This window comes from Leucobacter manosquensis (assembly GCF_018304845.1).
Taxonomy (GTDB): Bacteria; Actinomycetota; Actinomycetes; order Actinomycetales; family Microbacteriaceae; genus Leucobacter; species Leucobacter alluvii.
In genome coordinates, this window is the sequence record NZ_JAFEVO010000001.1 from 1,832,469 (window position 1) to 1,850,375 (window position 17,907).

The window sequence follows — 17,907 nt, forward strand, 5'->3', positions numbered from 1 at the left end:
TCATGATCGCACTGCCACTGATGGGGCGGTGAGGCGTCATGCGGGAGTTCATGCGGAGTACGCGACTCAGCCTCGTGTTCCTGATCATCTTCTTGCTGACGCTCATCGGGCAGTCCGTCGTGGGGTTTCTCTACAACAACGAGGAGCTCACCCAGCACGGCCAACCGGAGATCGGCTACTTCGAATTCGTGACCACCTCGGCGTTCCTCGTGGACGTCGCCGAGAACTGGCAGTCCGAGTTCCTGCAGTTCTTCCTCTTCATTCTGGCGACGATCTGGTTCATCCAGAAAGGGTCGCCGGAATCGAAGAAGCCTGGTGATGAAGGACTCGGCTCGGATGAGGATCAGCTCGTCGGAAGTCATGCACGGCGCGATTCTCCGCGCTGGGCCCGCGCGCACGGCGTGCGACTGTGGATCTATTCCAACTCCCTCCTGCTCACCATGGGTGCCGTGTTCGTGCTCTCCTGGTTCGCCCAGTCGCTGGCCGGGCACATCGTGGCGAACGATGAGAACATGCAGCACGCTCTTCCGCCCGAGACCTGGGGCGCATACGTCGTGTCGGCGGAGTTCTGGAACCGCACGCTCCAGAACTGGCAGTCCGAGTTCCTGGCAGTGGGGGCGATGGTGGCGTTCTCGATCTACCTGCGTCAGCGCGGGTCCAGTGAGTCGAAGCCGGTGGGCATGCCGCACCACACGAGCAGCGAGGAGTCGCAATAGGTGGCTCGCGGTGTGCACCCCTCGCGGGGAACGCACACCCTCATAGACTGACGATCATGTCTGCACCGCTCAACTTCGCCGGCTCCATTCGCATCTCAGCGGATCCCCTCACCGTGTACGGCGTGGTGTCTGACGTGACGCGCACCGGCGAGTGGTCGCCGACCTGCCGTGAGTGCTGGTGGGATGAGGATCACGGCGCGCGCACGGGCGCCTGGTTCACCGGGCTCAACGTCACGTCCGAGCGGGAGTGGAAGACCCGCAGCCAGGTCGTCGTCGCCGACCCCGGGGTCGCGTTCGGCTGGAGCGTCGGCCCGGGCCGCGTCGTATGGACCTACCGCATGGAGCCTTCGGGTGACGGGACCCTGCTCAGCGAATCATGGGAGTTCACGACGGAGGGGCAGGCGTACTTCGCCGAGCGTTTCGGTGACCACGCCGCAGACCAGGTGGCAGTGCGCAGCGCGGCGGCGCGCGAGGACATCCCCGCGACGCTCGCCGCGCTCAAGCGCATCATCGAGCAGTAGGCCAGCCGCAGTTCAGGATGTGAGGCGGCAACGAGACGCACTCGATGACCACTTGCTCGCGCATCTGAAATAGACCATATATCCCGGTCACGTTTCACTTCTGTGGCAGCAGGGAACCGCCGATGAGTGAAGCGTGGGTGCACTTCTCTGAACGGCTCCCCATGTGTCCCGCGACCTCGTCGTGCTGAGTGGCGCAGTAGCCGAGCAGTACGTCAAGAAGAATGCTGATCTCATGTGAGTGATCCTCCTTCCAAGGACGAAGCCTGGCCCACTGTCCTCAGAGGTCCCGTCAGAGATGCATGACTACCGGTCGCGGCGCGCAGAGCACTCAATGTAATCGAGCGAATACGGCTTTTATGCGGGCGAGTGCGCAAATGTGCACCAACGCTGCTGCATGAGCGTCGGCGAGTGCTGTACTTATCGGCGAAACGCTTGAGCGCCGGTTTGCCGTATCCGCGGCACGGCCAGCGCTCATGGAAGCCAGGACGCGCTCGACCTGCAGACGCATGTGGTCGCCCGCCAACCGAACCGTTGCACGAATACGTCGAGAGTTAGATCGCATGCTGGTAGAGAGCTGTCCCGATGGGGAAGCCGCGCGTCGGATTGCAGCGGAGAACCTGGTCGACACTGAGTCGTTCGCTCCACCGTGGGCCGACGCATCTCGCGTGCTCTTTCAGGGCACCTTCGACCAACTGTGGGAAGTGCGTTGCAAGTCCATTCTCGAAACCGTCAGCGACCTTCGCGCACTCGAACCACTCGTACTGCTTCCCGACGACATCCAGTTCGACCACTACAGGAGCCGGTACGAGACGCTCTACGGCGATGCCGCGCTCGATGTACTGGCCTCGCTCACGATGGGCGAAACGGACATCGCCCGTGGTCGCTTCATCTTCATCGATCTCGAGCCCGTCATGCTTGCGCTCAGCACCGAGTTCGACATCGCTCTGCACCGACTGCTGCACAGTGGACGGCATGGCCTCCCGATGGTCGGTGTCGCCACGTCGCGTCCGGAGTGCATTGCCGTCACCGGCTTTGACCATCTCACCGACCAGACGATGCCGGGGCGCGACAGCGGCACGGCCCATCCTTCGACTGCGCACTGACCGGGATTTCGAGCGCGTAGCCGCCATCGTTGCTGCTGCCGTGCACCGGGTTCCCTGGATCACGCGCCTCGCTGAGCTGGAAGCCGGTCCCCCGGCCGAGCCGAAGTAACCGGAGCACGTCGGTCACCTCCTGCGGAAACCAAGAAACCCCCTCCGAAGAGGGGGTTTCTCAGAGACTCTCTGTAGCTGAGGCGGGGCTCGATCCCGCGACCTCACGATTATGAGTCGTGCGCTCTAACCAGCTGAGCTACTCAGCCAAACTGGCCCGCACGAGTGCGAGCCAGAGAGTCAGAGCCCCGACCGGGATTTGAACCCGGGACCCCTTCCTTACCATGGAAGTGCTCTACCACTGAGCTATCGGGGCGTGGCCACCGTGCGATGACAACCGTTAGAGAATAGCACTGTTCGCGGCACAAAGTGAAATCTGGTTGGCTAGTACTGCGCACCCGGGCGGGTCTTCTGCCGGAGGTGCTGAGCACAGGTGAGGAGCAGGCGTGCGGAGCTCGGTCGTAGTCGTCGTCGGAGTGGTATTGGCGCTGTGGATGGCGGCCGGCCGCTGGCTGTTCGGCATCGGTGGCAGCCTGACCTGGTGGTACCTCCCGACGATCGGGTTGGTGTTCATGTGGTTGCAGGTGTGGCAGGCGCGCCGGCTGCGCGTGACCGCTTCTCGCGGGCGTCGCACGAGCCGGAGCACGATCGTCACGCTGATCCTCGCGTGGGTCTGCGCGATCGGTTTCGGCTTGACCGTTCCCGACCGCGTCGGCGACGACCTCGTCTCCATCCTCAGCCTCGCAGGGGGTTCCGCGTTCTCGGCGGAGATGTCGCTCGCGCTCTGCAACCCGTTCGGCATCCTGGCGTTCACGCTCGCGATCGCCTCGCTCGCATTCACGTATGCGGATGCCCGTGACCCGAAGCCGGAAGAAGACGAGCACCTGGACGAGCACCCGGGTGGCGGCACGGCCATGATGGCGCATCCGCTCGCCTGAGCATTCCCCTCCCGTGAACACGAGGGTTCCCATCGACCGTGCACCGAGAAACGCAGCTCGAACCCTCGGAGTCGAGAGGAACCCTCGGTGTCAGCGCGAAGACGCTGGCAGTGCAGCCTCGATCGCCGTGAGCGACCGGGCGAGCGCGGGCCGGGGGTCGATCGCGTAGCTTCCGTCCCCGAACAGTTCCACGGTCATCCACCCCGAGTAGCCGTGCCGGTCGAGGGCCGCCAGAATGCCCTCGAGGGGAAGCTCGCCGTCGCGCCAGGCGAGGTGCCCAGTCGGCGTGCCGTCGATGAGGTGCACGTGACGCACACGGTCTGCGAGCAGCGCGAAGTATCCGTCCACCGTGTCTCCCGCCGCCGCCATCGCCACGGTGTCGAGCGCGACGCCGAGGTTCGCAGCGCCCACGTCTTCGAGCGCTCGAGCGGCGTCGTGAGCGGTGTTCACGAGGTTCGACTCCACCCGCTGCAACGGCTCGAGGAGGCACTCGAGTCCGAGCGTCTGCGCGTATGCGGCGATCTCTCCGAGTGCGTCGATCGATCGCCGCCACGCCGATTCTCGAGCCTCGCTCTCGAACCCGCGGCCGGGGGTGAGAAAGAGCTTCGGTGCGCCGAGCTCGACGGCCAACTCGGCCGCACGTCGGAACGTTGCAACGCTCGTCGCACGCATCCGGGGATCAGGGGATGCGATGTTCACGGGGTACATCACCTGCTCGGGCGTGAAGCAGACGATCTCGAGACCGCGCGATGCCGCAGCACGACGCATCGCCCGAGCATCGGCGTCACTCATCCACGGCACGTGCAACTGCGGTGCGACGCCCCACAGCTCGACGCCGGTGCGGCCGAGCGCCGCAAGATCGTCGAGGCACTGGTCGAGCGAGTGGTGCTGATACGAGAAATTGGATCCACTGACCTGCGTGAGCGCGAGCGACACGATGCGTCTCCTTACTTTCCGACCCCGTCGGCGAGGCCCTTCACGAAATAGCGCTGGCAGGCGAGAAACAGCACGACGACCGGCACCGCCGCGATGACCATCCCGGCGAAGACCACCGGGTAATCGGTGCCGTGCTTGCTCATCAGGCTCGTCAGCCCCACCGGCAGCGTCTGCGCGCCGACGCTGCTGGTGAAGACCATCGCGAAGAGGTATTCGTTCCATGCGAAGAGCACGTGCAGCAGCACCGTGGAGACGAGAATGGGTTTGCACATCGGCAGAATGATCCGCCAGAACGTCGTCCAGCGGCTCGCGCCATCGATCTGCGCGGCCTCGTCGACCTCCATCGGCAAGTCGATCATGTAAGAGCGGATCAAGAACGTCGTGAAGGGAATGCGGAAGGCGGTGTAGAGCACCATGAGCGCCCAGAAGGTGTTGTAGAGCCCGAGCGCCTGGAACATCTTGACGAGCGGTACCAGTGCGACGGCGGGGGCGAGCATGAGCCCGCCGAGAATGATGCCCGACCAGAATGCGCTGAACGGGATCTTCACGCGAGTGAGCCCGTATGCGGCCCAGGCGCTCACGAGCACCGTCGTGACCGTCGAGACGACCGTGACGAGCAGGCTCGTCGTGAGGAAGTCGCTCACGCCGCGATTCCAGGCGTTCGCGTAGTTCTCCCAGCTCCACTGCTGCGGCAGGGCGAACGGATTGCCGAACAGCTCGGTGTTGGTCTTGAAGCCGTTGAAGATCATCCACAGCAGCGGGTAGATGACGATCACCGCGAGGCCGATCAAGAAGGACCAGGCGAAGACACGACCGATGATCCCGAGAAAACCCGCTCTGCCGATGCGAGCTCGCTGCGGTCGCACCGTCAGCAGTACTGCCGTCTCGGTACTCATACCTCGACCCTCCGTTTCCGTGTGTACCAGAGCTGTGCGAGGCCGATCCCGAGCGATAGCAGGAAGATCACGACGGCGATCGCCGCCGCGTACCCGAAGTCGTTCCTCACGAACCCGTTGCGGTACAGCCATGTGCCGAGCACCTGCGTCGAGTTGTTGGGTCCGCCACTCGTCATCACCATGACCTCGTTGAACACCTGGAATGCGCCCGAGATGGTGACGATCATCATGAGCCCCGACATCTCGCGAACGAGCGGGAGGGTGATGGTGAAGAACCGCCGGAACGGGCCGACGCCATCGATCTGCGCCGCCTCGTAGAGTTCGGTCGGGATCCGCTGGATCGCGACGGTGAAGAGCAGGGCGGAGTAGCCGAATCCTTGCCACTGGCTCATCGCGATGATCCCGAACATCGCCGTGCTCTCCTGCCCGAGCCAGGGTTGCGCGAGGGCGTCGAGGCCGAAGAACCCGAGGGCGCTGTTGAGCATGCCGATGTTCGGCTCGTAGATGAAGTAGAAGAGCAGGCCTGAGACCGTGATCGAGATGGCCGATGGGATGAAGTAGATCACCCTCAGTGCGTTGCGCACCCGGGCGTTCCTGACGCTCTCCACCATGGAGGCGATGACCAGCGCACCGCCGACCTGGAAGATGATCGAGGCGGCAGCGTAGAGCAGGTTGTTGCCGAGCGAGCGCCAGAAGATCGGATCGTGCAGCAGCTTCTCGAAGTTCTTCGCTCCGACGAACTCCTGCGTTCCCGAGTAGATATCCCACTCGCCGGTCGCAAAACCGAAGTTCTGCACGAGGGGAAGATAGACGAAGGCGATGAGGATGAGAATCGCGGGGGCCAGCCACAGCAGCCCTCTGAGCGATGCGAGGCGCTTTTGCATGTCAGTCACCTATCCGTTCAGGATCCGGCGGGGCGGCCGAGCTGCAGCACTCGACCGCCCCGAGCAGGATCACTGCGCCATCGAACTCGCGTTCTGCACGCTCGCGAGGATCTCATCGGGTGACGTATCGCCGCTGATCAGCGCCTCACCGCCCGCGAGCCACGCGTCGGCCACTTCCGGAACGGTGACGGTGTCGAGCCAGACCACGAGCTGCGAGGCATCATTGACCTGCTCGATCCCGCTGAATACCGCTGCGCTCGAGGTCTCCTCGGTCACCGCTCCGATGACGGTGCTCGGCTGACCGTAGGGCGGAGATGAGAGCGTCTGGGCGTTGGCCTGGTCGGTCGCGAACTTCATGAAGTCCACGGCGAGCGGAGCACGAGGAGACTTCGCGTTGATGAGGTAGCCCTCGGGCGACCCTTGGATGGCGTCGGTGTCGCCCTTCGCCCCCTCGGGAACCGGCAGCTTGAAGATGCCGAAGTTCTCGGGAGTGAGCGCTGCGCCCTCGGCGGTCACCGTGTCGAATTCGAGGATCTCCTGGTAGTACATGGCCGCTCGGCCCCCGGAGAGGGCCTCCTGCGCGGTGGTGTACAGCACCCCGTTGGTTCCCCTGCCGGAGTCCGTGCACTCCGTGACCAGCTGATCGAACTGCTCGAGCGACTCGACGTAGCCCGGGTCGCTCCACTCGGCCGTCGCGGGGTCGAAATCGGCGTGCAGGGTTTCGGAGGGCACGTTGTACCCGAACAGCTGCTGCAGGTAGTGCAGAGCGGGCCAGCCGTCCTTGTTTCCGAACGCGATCGGCTCGTACCCGGCCTCTCGCAGGGGCCCGCAGGTATCGATGAGCTCCTCGAACGTCGTCGGCACCTCCACGCCGGCCTGCTCGAATGCCTCGACGTTGTAGCCCATGAACTTGCCATTGTTGTAGAGCGGTACGCCGAAGTACTTGTCATCGAACTTGAAGGCGTCGAGCGAGGCTTCGCCGAACTGCCCGCCCCACTCCGTTCCCGGCGCGATCACTTCGCTGAGGTCTGCGGCGAGCCCGCCCTCCACGAAGTTCTGAGCCCATGTGCCCGCCCACGTGAAGTAGATATCGGGGAGCGCCCCCGAAGCCGTCAGCGTTTTCGTCTTGTCCTTGACCGACTGATCCGTCTCCTGGATGAACTCGAACTCCACGTCCGGGTGCTGCTTCTGGTATTCCTCGGCGACGTCGAGAAAGTACGGCTCGAGTGGTTCGCCGGCGAACTTGGTGAGGACGCTGAGCGTGCCAGAGTACTCAGGCTCGGCCGTGACGTCGACGGCTTCACCGCCGCCACCGCCGCCCCCGGTGCATCCGCTGAGCGCGATCGCCGCCGCGGCGGCCATCACCATGACCGATGTTGTCTTCCGATGCATATTCATGCCCTCCTCGTTGAGAGCGCCGCTGGTGCGCGACGGCCCGCCAGGTGTATTGAACGGCGTCGGCAAGTTTTCGTCCGGCGTACTGATACCGGTCCCACCTGCCTGAAAAGTATTGTGACCGAATGGCGGCGGCACCGCAAGCCCCGATGACGCGAGTACTCGGTATTTTCGGGCATGAATCCCCGTGTTACCGGAAATGTGTTGACGGGGTCGGATTCGTCATGGCACGATACTCGAACGTGATACCGGTATCAGGCCGGGTCAAGGAAGCGTCACGAAAGGAACGTCACCATGCTCGGTTTCAACGAGGAAGAACTGCGTGAGCAGCTCAGCAGTGCGGTCGCCCTCCGCCCGCAGATCGAATCACTCGTCGATCAGCTGCAGAACATCGACAACGTGCTCCTCATCGGCTCCGGAGGCACCTACGCCCAGATGTGGCCCTACGAGTACCTGGCCCGCCGCCACTCCAAGCTCCCCGTGCGCGCCGCCATCTCCCGTGAGCTCATCGAATCGGGCGACGCCTGGCTCGGCACCGGCACGCTCGCGGTCTTCGCCTCGGCATCCGGCACCACCGAGGACGTGCTGCTGGCGATCGACTACGTGAAGAGCAAGGGAGCGACCACGGTCGCGTTCACCGGCATCGGAGACTCCCCGATCGCGCAGAACGTCGATCATGCGCTCGTCTGCGCGCCCAAGACCTGGCCGTTCGATCCGCAGCTGCTGCTCCTCGTGGGCCGCATCATGCACGTTCGGGGCGAATTCGACGGATACCCGTCGCTCGCAGACGAGCTCGTGCACCTGCCCGACGCCGTGATCGAGGCCGCCAAGGCGACGGAGGAGAAGGCCAGGGCATTCGCGGAGGCGCACAAGGACTCCGACTACTACTTCCTCATCGGCGGCGGCCCGCTCTGGGGGCTCACCTACCTCTACTCGATGTGCGTGCTCGAAGAGATGCAGTGGCTCCACACCACGCGCGTGAATGCTGCGGAGTTCTTCCACGGCTCGCTCGAGCTGCTCGAAGAGGACACGCCGGTGCTCATCTTCCAGGGAGAAGACGAGACGCGTCCCCTCACCGATCGCGCCGAGGCATTCGCGAAGCGGATCTCGAAGGACGTCACCGTACTCGACAACCGCGATTATGAACTCGCCGGCTTCAGCCAGGAGAATCGGGCGCTCATCGCGCCGATCGTGCTCGACATCGCCGTCGGGCGCTTCAGCAAGCATCTCGAGCGAGTTCGGGATCACTCGCTCGACCTCCGCCGCTACTACCGCGTCATGGACTACTGACCCGGATTCCCACCCGGGCCTGCGCAGACCTCGCCGTCCGCGCAGGCCCGGGCCACCCCTCCCCTCCGTGCGCGACGCCCGTTCCGCACGACTATCGCGCTTGAGAGGAACGCTCAGTGAAGATCCTCGGATTCGGCGACAACATCGTCGACCGCTTTCTCGATCGCCGTCTCGACTACCCAGGCGGCAACGCCGTGAACGTCGCCGTGTACGCTCGTCGCCTGGGCGCGAGCGCCGGGTATCTCGGAGCCTTCGGCGACGATCCCCTCGCACGCTTTCTGCAGGCCGCGCTCTCGAACGCGGGTGTGGACCACTCCCGCTCCATCGTGCGTCACGGCGAGACCGGCATCTCCACCCTGAATGTGATCGACGGCGAGCGCGTCTTCCTCGAATGGAACGACGGCGGCGTCACCGTGCGGGAGCCCATCGATCTGGATGACGGCCGGTCTGAGTATGCGGCGACCTTCGACCTCGTGCACTCCAGCGTGTATTCGCGCACCGAACCCGAACTTCCGCGCCTGCGCCAGACCCCCGCGCTCGTGAGCTTCGACTTCTCCTCCGAACCGGAGTTTCGCACGAACGCGTACATCTCCCGTGTCGCGCCGCACATCGACCTCGCGCTCGTCTCGTGCTCCGATCAGAGCGTCGCGCAGACGCACCAGTTGCTCGACCGACTGATCTCGGCCGGCGCCGGCATCGCCCTCGCCACTCGCGGCACCGACGGGGCGATCGTGACGGATGGAACGCAGCGCGTCTCGGCGCCCGCCGCCATCATCAGCGATCCGGCGACCATCGTCGACACCATGGGCTGCGGGGACGCGTTCGTGACCGGATTCATGGTGGAGCTGCTCGAACGCGGGTGGAGCCGTCAACACGCGCCGAGCCACGACGCGCTGCGCGCCGGCCTCGACGCCGGGAACGCATCATCACGCGCGCAGTGCTTCATCGAGTCGGCGTTCGGCGGAGGCCGGGCGATCCCCGACGAGGAACTGCAGCGCTACGCTTCGACCGGCGACGCCGTTCGCAGCGGCCCCTAAACTGGAGTCTTCGGCATCGAGGAGGTAGACCGTGGGCAAGCCTCGCCCTTCCGCCCCGACGATTTCAGAAGTCGCAGCCGCCGCCGGCGTCGGGCGGGCCACCGCAGCGCGCACACTGGGCGGGTACGGCTATGTCAGCGCCGAGATGCGAGACCGCGTGCTCGCCGCGGCCGATGCCCTGGGGTATCGCACCAATCAGCTCGCACGAAGCGTCTCCACCGGCGTCAGTCACACGATCGGCGTGGTCGTCGCCGACATCTCGAATCCGTTCTTCGGCGGCGTCGCGCTCGGCATATCCGAGGTGGCGAGCGCACGCGGGTTCGACGCGCTGGTGCTGAGCACCGCAGAGCACCTCGAAGAAGAGATCAACGCCGTCAACGTACTCGTGGACAAACGGGTCGACGGCATCATCCTGTCCTCCGCGGCGTGCGCCGCCGATTCGACGGCGCACCTCCAGCTGCCGAACGAGCAGGGCATCCCACTCGTACTCCTCGACCGACTGATCCCGGGGCTCGACCTCGACGCCGTCGTCATCGACAATCGCGCTGCCGCTCGACATGCGACGACGGAGCTGATCGCTGCGGGACACTCGCGCATCGGCTTCATCTGGGGCCCGCCCGTGCCCGACCGGATCGAGTACCGTCGAGAGCTCGTCGAGGCCGCCGGCCGCAACCTCTGGTCGGACGGCGAGCGACTCACCGGGTACCTCGACGCCCTCGACGATGCAGCGATTCCGCTCGACCTCGACCACATCATGCTCGGCGAGAAGACGGAGATGAGAGCGTACGAGGCGGTGACCCGCATGCTCGCACTCGATGCAGCGCCCACCGCGTTCTTCTGCACCGAGACCGATGCGCTGACCGGCACTCTGCACGCACTCCGAGATGCCGGCCTCGCGATCCCGAGCCAGGTCTCGATCGTCGGGTTCGATGACAGCTCCTGGGCTGCGGTGATGAACCCTCCGCTCACGATGGTGCGTCAGCCGATGCTCGAACTCGGCCGCCAGGCCGCCGAATTGCTGCTCAGGCGCATCGACTCGGGAGCGGGCGATGCCGAGCCGCCCATGCAGCGCGAGCTCGAGACGGAGTTCATCGAGCGGGAGTCGGTCGCCCCCGCTCCCACGCACAGGTGAACGGCTGAACAGCTGAACGGCTGAACGGCTGAACAGCTGAACGGCTGAACGGCTCGAGGGTCAGCGCGACTATCGCTGGCGCAGCACCGTGAACGATATCTCGCTCCCGCGATGGTAGTCCTTCGCGTGCAGCACGCGGCGCCCGGAGATGCTGAGTCCCACCTCGGTGACCAGCAGCCACGGTCCCATGCCAGAGAGATTGAACTGCGCTTCCCAGTCGGCCGGCAGCTCCACCGCTGAGAGGGTCGCGAGCGCGGTCTGCACGTACTCCCCGTGTGCGGCGAGGGCCGCGGTCAACGAACCACCCCAGTCCCGATGCTCGATCGGACCGGGGAGGAGCTCTCTGGGTACGATGTTCTCGCTCACGACGAGCGGGCGGTCGTCTCCGAAGCGAATCCTCACGAGCCGGATCACAGGCGCGCCGATCTCGACTTCGAGGGCAGCGGCCGCTTCGGCGTCCGCCTCCGCTTCAGAGACGCTCAGCACGGCACTCGTCACGCGGTAGCCGCGTGCGGTGAGCACCTCGGTGATGCTCTCGTACTTCGTCACCGGCCGCTCGACGCACAGTCCGCCGGAGGCGGAGAGAAAGCGCCCCTGCCCCTGCACCGCGACGACGATGCCGCTCTGCTCGAGCTGACGAAATGCCTCCCGCACCGTGGAGCGGGACGTATTCAGGCGGTCGGTCAGGGCCGCCTCGGTCGGGAGACGCTCGCCCGGGCGAAGGTCGAGCTCGTCGATGAGCGCGGTGATCTGCGATCGAGCGCGGTCGACGGCACTCTCCCGAGCCCCGCTTCCCGCGGTCGTGTCGGACAAGGCTCCTCCTCTGACAGAACATGATCGGCGGCCCAGTGGTGAGTCGCGCATCTCCGCTTCAGCTTAACGAGATTGCGCATGGCATGGAGAACGCGGAGCTTGCGCGAATATTGTTGCACTTCTAGATTAGTTGTCAGACAACTATTGTCATCAACAGACAGGAGCAATGATGCTGAAGTTCGATCCCGAGTCCTATCTCGCCGTGCAGCGCGGAGCCGTCGCGCTCGCCCCCGAGATCCGCACCGCCGTGCGCGCCTGGCTCGACGACGGAGGCAGGAATCTGTTCTTCATGGGTGCAGGTGGAGTGAACTTCCTCATGCTGCCGGCGGCTCGCCTCCTGCAGACCCGATCCACCCTGCCGGTGCACATCGAGATGAGCGCCGAGATCGTGCACTCCGGCAGTGCGCACCTCGGTCCCGGATCACTCGCCGTCTTCCCCTCGGTCTCAGGCACCACGAAGGAGGCGGTGGCCGCGCTTCGATTCGCCCAGTCGCGCGGCGCGACGATTCTGAGCCTCACCTCTCACCCGTCCACCCCGATCGCGGAACTCGCCGACATCACATTCTCCAACGCCTGCGCCGATCCGACCTCGAGCGAGAACTTCCACCTGCAGTCGCTGCTGCTCGCACTCGCCATTATGGATGCCCGGGGCGAACTCGAAGACTACGACGCCGTCGTGGCAGAGCTGCGCCGACTCCCCGATCTCCTGGTCGCGGCGAAGCAGGCCTTCGAGGCGCGCGCCGAAGCACTCGCGATCGAGATCGCCGACGAACAGCATCACATCATGACGAGCGCGGGCGGCTCCTGGTTCGAGGCGATGTACTACGGCATGTGCATTCTCGAAGAGATGCAGTGGATCTGGACCCGCCCCGTGCACGCGTCGGACTTCTTCCACGGCACCCTGGAACTTCTGGAGTCAGACACGAGCGTGTTCATCCTCAAGGGCGAAGACGAGCAACGACCGTTGACGGATCGAGTCGAGCGCTTCGCACGCACGGTGACCGAACGCGTCAGAGTCATCGACACGCTCGATTTCGAACTCCCCGGACTCAGTCCGCGCGCGCGGGCACTCGTCTCACCGATCGTGCTCGCCGCCGTGCTCGAACGCCTGAGCACGCACTTGGAGCGCGTGCGCGGCCACGACCTCACGATCCGCAGGTACTACAAGAAGGGAGACTTCTGAGCACCACCACCACCCTGCCGAACCCGAGGGTTGCCGCCGCAGCACTCAGCGCACGCAGCCGCAGCAGCCGGTCAGGCGGTCGTCGGCGCCGCCTCGGACTCGACGGGATGGCGCTTTCGCCCGATCTCGTTGAACAGCAGGTTCAGCAGTACCGCGGCGATCGCGGCCGAGCTGATCCCCGAGTGGAAGACCGTGCTGAACCAGGAGGGGAACTGATCGAAGAAGTCGGGTGCGACGACCGGGATGCACCCGATGGCGAGTGATGCCGCGACGATCAAGAAGTTGAAGTTGTTCTCGTACTGCACTTTGCTCAAGGTGCGGATGCCCGACGCGGCGACCGTGCCGAAGAGCAGAATCCCCGCCCCGCCGAGTACGGCCATCGGCAGGGTGGCGACGACGCGGCCGAGCACGGGCAGCAGGCCGAGAACGAGCAGGATCCCGCCTCCCGTCGCGACGACGAATCGGCTTTTCACGCCGGTGATCGCGACGAGCCCGACGTTCTGGGCGAACGCGCTCTGCGTGAACGTGTTGAAGACGGGGGCGACGACGCTCGACAGCATGTCGGCGCGGAGTCCGTCCGCGATGCGACGCGAGTCGACTTTCGATCCGGTGATCTGCCCGACGGCGAGCATGTCGGCCGTCGTCTCGGTGAGGATCACGAGCACGACGATGACCATCGAGATGATTCCGCTGATCTCGAAGACGGGCAGCCCGAAGGCGAAGGGCTGCGGAATCGCGAAGATCGCTCCGTCACCGACCGACGAGAAGTCGGTCTTGCCCGCGATGAAGGCGATGACCGTGCCCAGCACGAGGGCGAGCAGGATCGCCATCCGGTTGATACCGAAGGCTCGCACGCGAGAGAGCACGAGCGCGATGAGCAGCGTGGCCCCGGCGAGCGCGATGTTCCCCACACTGCCGTAGTCGTCGGCGGTCGCCGATCCTCCCATCGCCCAGCGCGCCGCGACGGGAATGAGGGAGATGCCGATCGTGGTGATCACGACGCCGGTGACCACGGGCGGGAAGAACCGCACGATCCTCGCGAAGAAGGGTGCGATCAGGAGGCCGATGGCGGCGGCGCCGAGCACCGCTCCGAACACGGCGGGCAGGCCGCCGCCGCCTCCGACGATGGCGACGAGAGTCGCGACCGAGGCGAAGGAGGTGCCCTGCACGAGCGGGAGCTGGCTGCCGAAGAACGGGAGGCCAATGGTCTGCAGGATCGTCGCGAGCCCTCCGATGAAGAGGCAGCTCGCGATGAGCACGCCGATCTCCGTGCTCGACAGGCCCGCGGCGGTGCCGATGATGAGCGGTGGGGCGATGATGCCGCCGTACATGCTCAGCACGTGCTGCATGCCGTGGGCGAGGTTCTTCGTCCAGTGCAGTCGTTCGTCCTCGGGACGAGGAGCTCTGCGGGAGGTTCGCGTATTCACAGCCGATGACTCAACTCTCGGTAGAGACTGATGCAGAGACGGAGCCGATGCCGCTTCCGTACCCGTCAGATGATGACCTACCGCGACAATAGCTTAGAATTTGTGTAAAACACATCTAAGCTTAAAATCTAAGCAATTATCGACAGGACGTGGGTGCGGCATGACAGTGGAATCGCTGCTGCGAACGATGCGCGAAACGGGCAGTCTCACCCAGGTGCTCATGGCGTCCGAACGGCTCTCCGACGCGGCGCGAGACGAGCCGACGTCCGTCGACGCCCTGATCGCGGCGATCGAGGGCGAAGATCAGGCCGTCGCAATCGCGGCATTGCACGCCGTCGCGCACATCGAGCACGACGGGCCCGACACCCACGGAGCTGCCGGCGCGGCCGACACGGTACTGGCAGAAGCACTGCGCGATCCTCGAGCGTTCATGCGCGCGCACGCAGCCTGGGGCGCCGCGCGGCGGCGCCCGCACCTCCCCTCCATCGCCCCGCTCGTCGCCCTGCTGACTGCGGGAGGCTTGGACGGCATGCTCGCTCAACGAGCGCTGGAGGCCTGGCGCATCGACGCGAGCGACGCCATCGTCGACCATCTGACCGTCGCACTCCAGACGCGATCGGACGCACCCGTGCGGCGCCGGTTGACGGAAACCCTCGGGCTCATGAGCGGCCCGAGCGCGATCGCAGCACTCAAGAGCATCGCACTCGATACCGACGAGGCCGACGCAGTGCGCGAAGCCGCACGAGACGCGCTTGACGACGCCCGACGAGGCGACGCCGCACCTCGCGCAACCACACCCGTGGACCCGGGCGCAGACGAAGCGCTGACCGTCGCCCAGCTCTTCCTCGGCGCCGACATCGACTCCGGCCTGCGCACCGTGGGGAGCGGCAACAACGGGGGCATCGCCACACTCCTGGTCCGGCTCGGCGATGCGCTCCTGGCCGGCAGCGATGCGGGTGCAGAAGCGCACTCCGAGAGCCCCGCCATCGGCCGTGTACTCACGATCTCCCGAGGCGGTGACGCGACGGCCGACGGCGACGCGAAGGCCGCCCCGGACGGTCACGCCTACTCGCAGATCGGGCTCCCCGTCGCCGTCACGCGCGCCGAAGACGCCTGGTCGAACTACGTCGCCGCGCGACGCGGCATCGCCCGGGCACTGGCCGCGCAGAGCACCGTCCACGCGATCCACCTGCGCATGGCCGACGTGGGAACGCTCGCGGCATGGGATGTCGCTCGTGCAGCCGGGATACCGGTGATCTTCACCGCTGCGCCCGATCCGCACGCCCTCATCGAATCACTGGAGCTCGCAGGCGCCCTCACCCGCGAGAACTTCGGAGATCACGACGCGCAGGATCGCTACTGGTTCCGAGCCCAACTCGTCCGAGAGCTCGCGGAAACCGCCGCGCACACCGTGCTCATGCCGCGCGAGCACCTGCAGGCCGACCTGCAGCGTCTCGTCGGAATCGACATCGACGACCCCGCACAGTACACGCCCGTCGCCGAGGGGATCGACGTGTCCGTCATCGACGCCGCCGTCGCCGAGGCCCGCGCAGCCGCGGCGGGTGCGCCTGCCGGCACCGCACTGCGGGAGCTCACCGGCCTGCTCGAGGAGCTTCCGCCGCACCGCCGCGGCCTCCCACTCCTCATCAGTGTGGGGCGCCTGCACCGCGTCAAGGGCATGTCGACGATCGTCGACGCCTGGGCCGACCCCGCACTGCAGGAGCGCTGCAACCTGCTGATCGTGGGAGGCAACCTCGCGCGTCCATCAGCCGACGAAGCCGACCAGCTCGCACTGATCGACGCCGTGGTGGACCCGCAGGCGCGTGCAGCGCGCGGCCTGCTCATCGTTGGGCACCGCCCGAATCAGGTCGCCGCCCAGTGGATCGCCGCCGCCCGCTTCGGCATTCCGGGACTCGCCGCGCCGCACGGCGTGTACGTCTGCGGCAGCATGAAGGAGGAATTCGGTTTGGCGATCCTCGAGGCCATGGCTGCAGGGCTCTTCGTCATCGCCCCGCGCCGCGGCGGCCCGGCGACGTACATCGAGCCGAGACGCACCGGGATCCTCACTGACACGACGGACGCCGGGTGCCTGCGAGCCGCGATCGTGGAGGGACTCGGCCTGGCTGCGGAGCGCCCCGACGATCGCGCCGCCGCATCGCGCACGCTCGTATCCGACCGATTCTCCATTCACACGATGGCCCGCACGCTCGCGGGCATCTACGCAACGGCTCATCGACGTCGCACTGCTACTGGGCTCACCAGAGACTTGGAACCGAACGCATGACCCTCCTCATCATCAGTCCCGACTACGCATCGCACCTGTACCCCCTGGCAGCCATCGGCCAGGCCTGGCGGGATCACGGGCACCGCGTCGTCGTGGCCACAGGCCCGGCGACGGCGCCCATCGTGCGGTCATTCGACTACGAGCACGTGCCGCTGAGTCTCGGCAAGGGATCCAACCCCGGAACGATTCGCGCCGAGCAGCAGCCGAAAGGTGAAGACGACGTGCTGCGCGGCTTCTTCGATGCGACCCGCGCCGGGATGATCGAGACGCTCGCCTTCCAGGCGCGTGCGCGGCTGCACGACCTCATGTGGCAGCCCGTCGAAACCGCGCGCCGTGTGCTCGACATCGTCGCGGAGGTGCAGCCCGACGAGATCCTGGTGGATCACCTCGCATTCAGCGCGCGACTCGCCCTGCGATCGGCCGGCATCGACTTGATCGACATGGTGCTGGGGCACCCGACGGCGCTGCCGCTGCCCGCGTTTGGCGAGCTCTACGGATACCCGTCGGCGTGGCCTCGGGCGTTCTCGCCGAGCGATCACCAGCTCGACGAGCTGCGCGAACTCTGCTCCCGTGTCAGCGCGTCGTTCACCGCTGAGTGGAACCACGCGCTCGCGGAATTGGATCCTGCACTGCCCCCCTCGCGCGAGGCGTTCGCCGAGCACGGCGACTTCTTGGTCTTCAACTACCCGGCAGAGCTCGTGCCCGAGGAGCGCCGCGAGATACTGCCGCCGCACACCTTCATCGGCTCGTCACTGCGACCAGAACAGCCCGACGCCGCAGTGCAGCGTTGGCTCGATGCGAGCGCCGAGCCCTTCGTGTACGTGAGCTTCGGCAGCTTCCTGTCGGTGCGGGGCGACGTCCTGCGGAAGATCGTCGAAGCGCTGCGCCTGCTCGGCGTACGGGCGGCGATCGCCCACGGCTCGTCGGATGTCGACTCACTCGGGGAGCTGCCCGCCGACTGGCTCGTGCAGGAGTTCCTGCCGCAGGTGACGCTGCTCGAACGCGCGGCAGGCGCGGTGTCGCACGGCGGCAACAACAGCGTGACCGAGGCCCTCTCGTTCGGCACTCCGCTCGTGGTGCTCCCCTTCTCGACTGACCAGTTCGCCGGCGCCGAAGCACTCGAGCGGGCCGGGCTCGCCGAGGTGCTCGCACCGAACGAGGCGTCGGTGCCCGAGCTGCAGGCGGCGATCGCGTCGATGCTCTCGCGGCGTCCGCCGCGTCGCACGCTCCCCGAGGCGCTTGCCGATAGCCGCCGCAGCGCCGAGGCGGCGTACGGCGCGCGCCAGGTGGTGCGCGCCTAGCGA

At 66.1% G+C, this 17,907-nt stretch carries 16 protein-coding genes and 2 tRNA genes; 10 read left to right on the top strand and 8 right to left on the bottom strand.

Going from position 1 to position 17,907, the window contains the following annotated elements:
• The first annotated feature begins 38 nt into the window (after nucleotides 1-38).
• The 3 genes from JSQ98_RS08470 (at nucleotide 39) to JSQ98_RS08480 (ending at nucleotide 2,340) form a co-directional block, all read left to right on the top strand.
• A complete protein-coding gene (locus JSQ98_RS08470) occupies nucleotides 39-716 on the top strand; it encodes a DUF6766 family protein (RefSeq protein ID WP_211649219.1) in 678 nt (225 codons plus the stop codon).
• A 56-nt stretch (nucleotides 717-772) separates the two neighbouring features.
• Nucleotides 773-1,237 (top strand): SRPBCC family protein, encoded by a 465-nt coding sequence (locus JSQ98_RS08475; protein WP_211649221.1) that lies wholly within the window; start codon nucleotides 773-775, stop codon nucleotides 1,235-1,237.
• Nucleotides 1,238-1,797: 560 nt separating this feature from the next.
• Nucleotides 1,798-2,340, top strand: coding sequence for a hypothetical protein (locus JSQ98_RS08480; RefSeq protein ID WP_211649222.1), 543 nt, complete (start codon nucleotides 1,798-1,800; stop codon nucleotides 2,338-2,340).
• Nucleotides 2,341-2,523: 183 nt separating this feature from the next.
• Here JSQ98_RS08480 and JSQ98_RS08485 read toward each other — a convergent pair.
• Nucleotides 2,524-2,597 (bottom strand) — tRNA-Met (locus JSQ98_RS08485).
• Between the two features lie 35 nt (nucleotides 2,598-2,632).
• Nucleotides 2,633-2,704: transfer RNA gene (locus tag JSQ98_RS08490), tRNA-Thr, on the bottom strand.
• Nucleotides 2,705-2,834: 130 nt separating this feature from the next.
• Here JSQ98_RS08490 and JSQ98_RS08495 point away from each other — a divergent pair.
• Entirely contained in the window at nucleotides 2,835-3,326 is a 492-nt protein-coding gene (locus JSQ98_RS08495) for a hypothetical protein (RefSeq protein ID WP_346728756.1), read from the top strand.
• A 90-nt stretch (nucleotides 3,327-3,416) separates the two neighbouring features.
• Here JSQ98_RS08495 and JSQ98_RS08500 read toward each other — a convergent pair whose 3' ends face one another.
• From JSQ98_RS08500 to JSQ98_RS08515, 4 genes are all read right to left on the bottom strand, one after another.
• Nucleotides 3,417-4,262, bottom strand: a complete 846-nt coding sequence (locus tag JSQ98_RS08500; protein ID WP_211649223.1) for a sugar phosphate isomerase/epimerase family protein — start codon at nucleotides 4,260-4,262, stop codon at nucleotides 3,417-3,419.
• 11 nt (nucleotides 4,263-4,273) lie between these two features.
• Nucleotides 4,274-5,158: a carbohydrate ABC transporter permease gene (locus tag JSQ98_RS08505; protein ID WP_090152389.1), complete on the bottom strand. Its 885-nt coding sequence runs from the start codon at nucleotides 5,156-5,158 to the stop codon at nucleotides 4,274-4,276.
• Nucleotides 5,155-6,042 carry a carbohydrate ABC transporter permease gene (locus JSQ98_RS08510; protein WP_090152392.1) on the bottom strand — a complete coding sequence of 296 codons (888 nt, stop codon included), beginning with the start codon at nucleotides 6,040-6,042 and terminating at the stop codon, nucleotides 5,155-5,157. The genes JSQ98_RS08505 and JSQ98_RS08510 overlap by 4 nt, the downstream gene beginning before the upstream one ends.
• Nucleotides 6,043-6,111: 69 nt before the next feature.
• Nucleotides 6,112-7,434, bottom strand: a complete 1,323-nt coding sequence (locus tag JSQ98_RS08515) for an ABC transporter substrate-binding protein (RefSeq protein ID WP_211649224.1) — start codon at nucleotides 7,432-7,434, stop codon at nucleotides 6,112-6,114.
• A 297-nt stretch (nucleotides 7,435-7,731) separates the two neighbouring features.
• Here JSQ98_RS08515 and JSQ98_RS08520 point away from each other — a divergent pair, with 297 nt between their 5' ends.
• The 3 genes from JSQ98_RS08520 to JSQ98_RS08530 all read left to right on the top strand — a co-directional run bounded on the left by JSQ98_RS08520 (nucleotide 7,732) and on the right by JSQ98_RS08530 (nucleotide 10,896).
• Nucleotides 7,732-8,727: an SIS domain-containing protein gene (locus JSQ98_RS08520; protein WP_090152394.1), complete on the top strand. Its 996-nt coding sequence runs from the start codon at nucleotides 7,732-7,734 to the stop codon at nucleotides 8,725-8,727.
• Nucleotides 8,728-8,843: 116 nt separating this feature from the next.
• On the top strand, nucleotides 8,844-9,764 hold the full coding sequence (locus tag JSQ98_RS08525) for a PfkB family carbohydrate kinase (RefSeq protein WP_211649225.1): 921 nt from the start codon (nucleotides 8,844-8,846) through the stop codon (nucleotides 9,762-9,764).
• A gap of 31 nt (nucleotides 9,765-9,795) precedes the next feature.
• The gene (locus JSQ98_RS08530; protein WP_211649226.1) at nucleotides 9,796-10,896 is read left to right on the top strand and encodes a LacI family DNA-binding transcriptional regulator; all 1,101 of its coding nucleotides are present in this window, start codon (nucleotides 9,796-9,798) and stop codon (nucleotides 10,894-10,896) included.
• A 69-nt stretch (nucleotides 10,897-10,965) separates the two neighbouring features.
• On the opposite strand, the gene JSQ98_RS08535 is transcribed toward JSQ98_RS08530, so the two are convergent.
• Complete coding sequence (locus tag JSQ98_RS08535) at nucleotides 10,966-11,709, bottom strand: GntR family transcriptional regulator (protein ID WP_249290785.1); 744 nt, start codon at nucleotides 11,707-11,709, stop codon at nucleotides 10,966-10,968.
• Nucleotides 11,710-11,878: 169 nt separating this feature from the next.
• On the opposite strand from JSQ98_RS08535, the gene JSQ98_RS08540 reads away from it, so the two are divergent.
• Nucleotides 11,879-12,892, top strand: coding sequence for an SIS domain-containing protein (locus JSQ98_RS08540; protein ID WP_249290786.1), 1,014 nt, complete (start codon nucleotides 11,879-11,881; stop codon nucleotides 12,890-12,892).
• A 71-nt stretch (nucleotides 12,893-12,963) separates the two neighbouring features.
• On the opposite strand, the gene JSQ98_RS08545 is transcribed toward JSQ98_RS08540, so the two are convergent.
• The gene (locus JSQ98_RS08545; RefSeq protein WP_211649230.1) at nucleotides 12,964-14,319 is read right to left on the bottom strand and encodes a nucleobase:cation symporter-2 family protein; all 1,356 of its coding nucleotides are present in this window, start codon (nucleotides 14,317-14,319) and stop codon (nucleotides 12,964-12,966) included.
• A gap of 160 nt (nucleotides 14,320-14,479) precedes the next feature.
• Between JSQ98_RS08545 and JSQ98_RS08550 the strand changes: the two genes are divergently transcribed.
• On the top strand, nucleotides 14,480-16,603 hold the full coding sequence (locus tag JSQ98_RS08550) for a glycosyltransferase (protein ID WP_211649231.1): 2,124 nt from the start codon (nucleotides 14,480-14,482) through the stop codon (nucleotides 16,601-16,603).
• Nucleotides 16,600-17,904 (top strand): glycosyltransferase, encoded by a 1,305-nt coding sequence (locus tag JSQ98_RS08555; protein WP_211649232.1) that lies wholly within the window; start codon nucleotides 16,600-16,602, stop codon nucleotides 17,902-17,904. Before JSQ98_RS08550 ends, JSQ98_RS08555 begins: the two co-directional genes overlap by 4 nt.
• The last annotated feature ends 3 nt before the right edge of the window (nucleotides 17,905-17,907 follow it).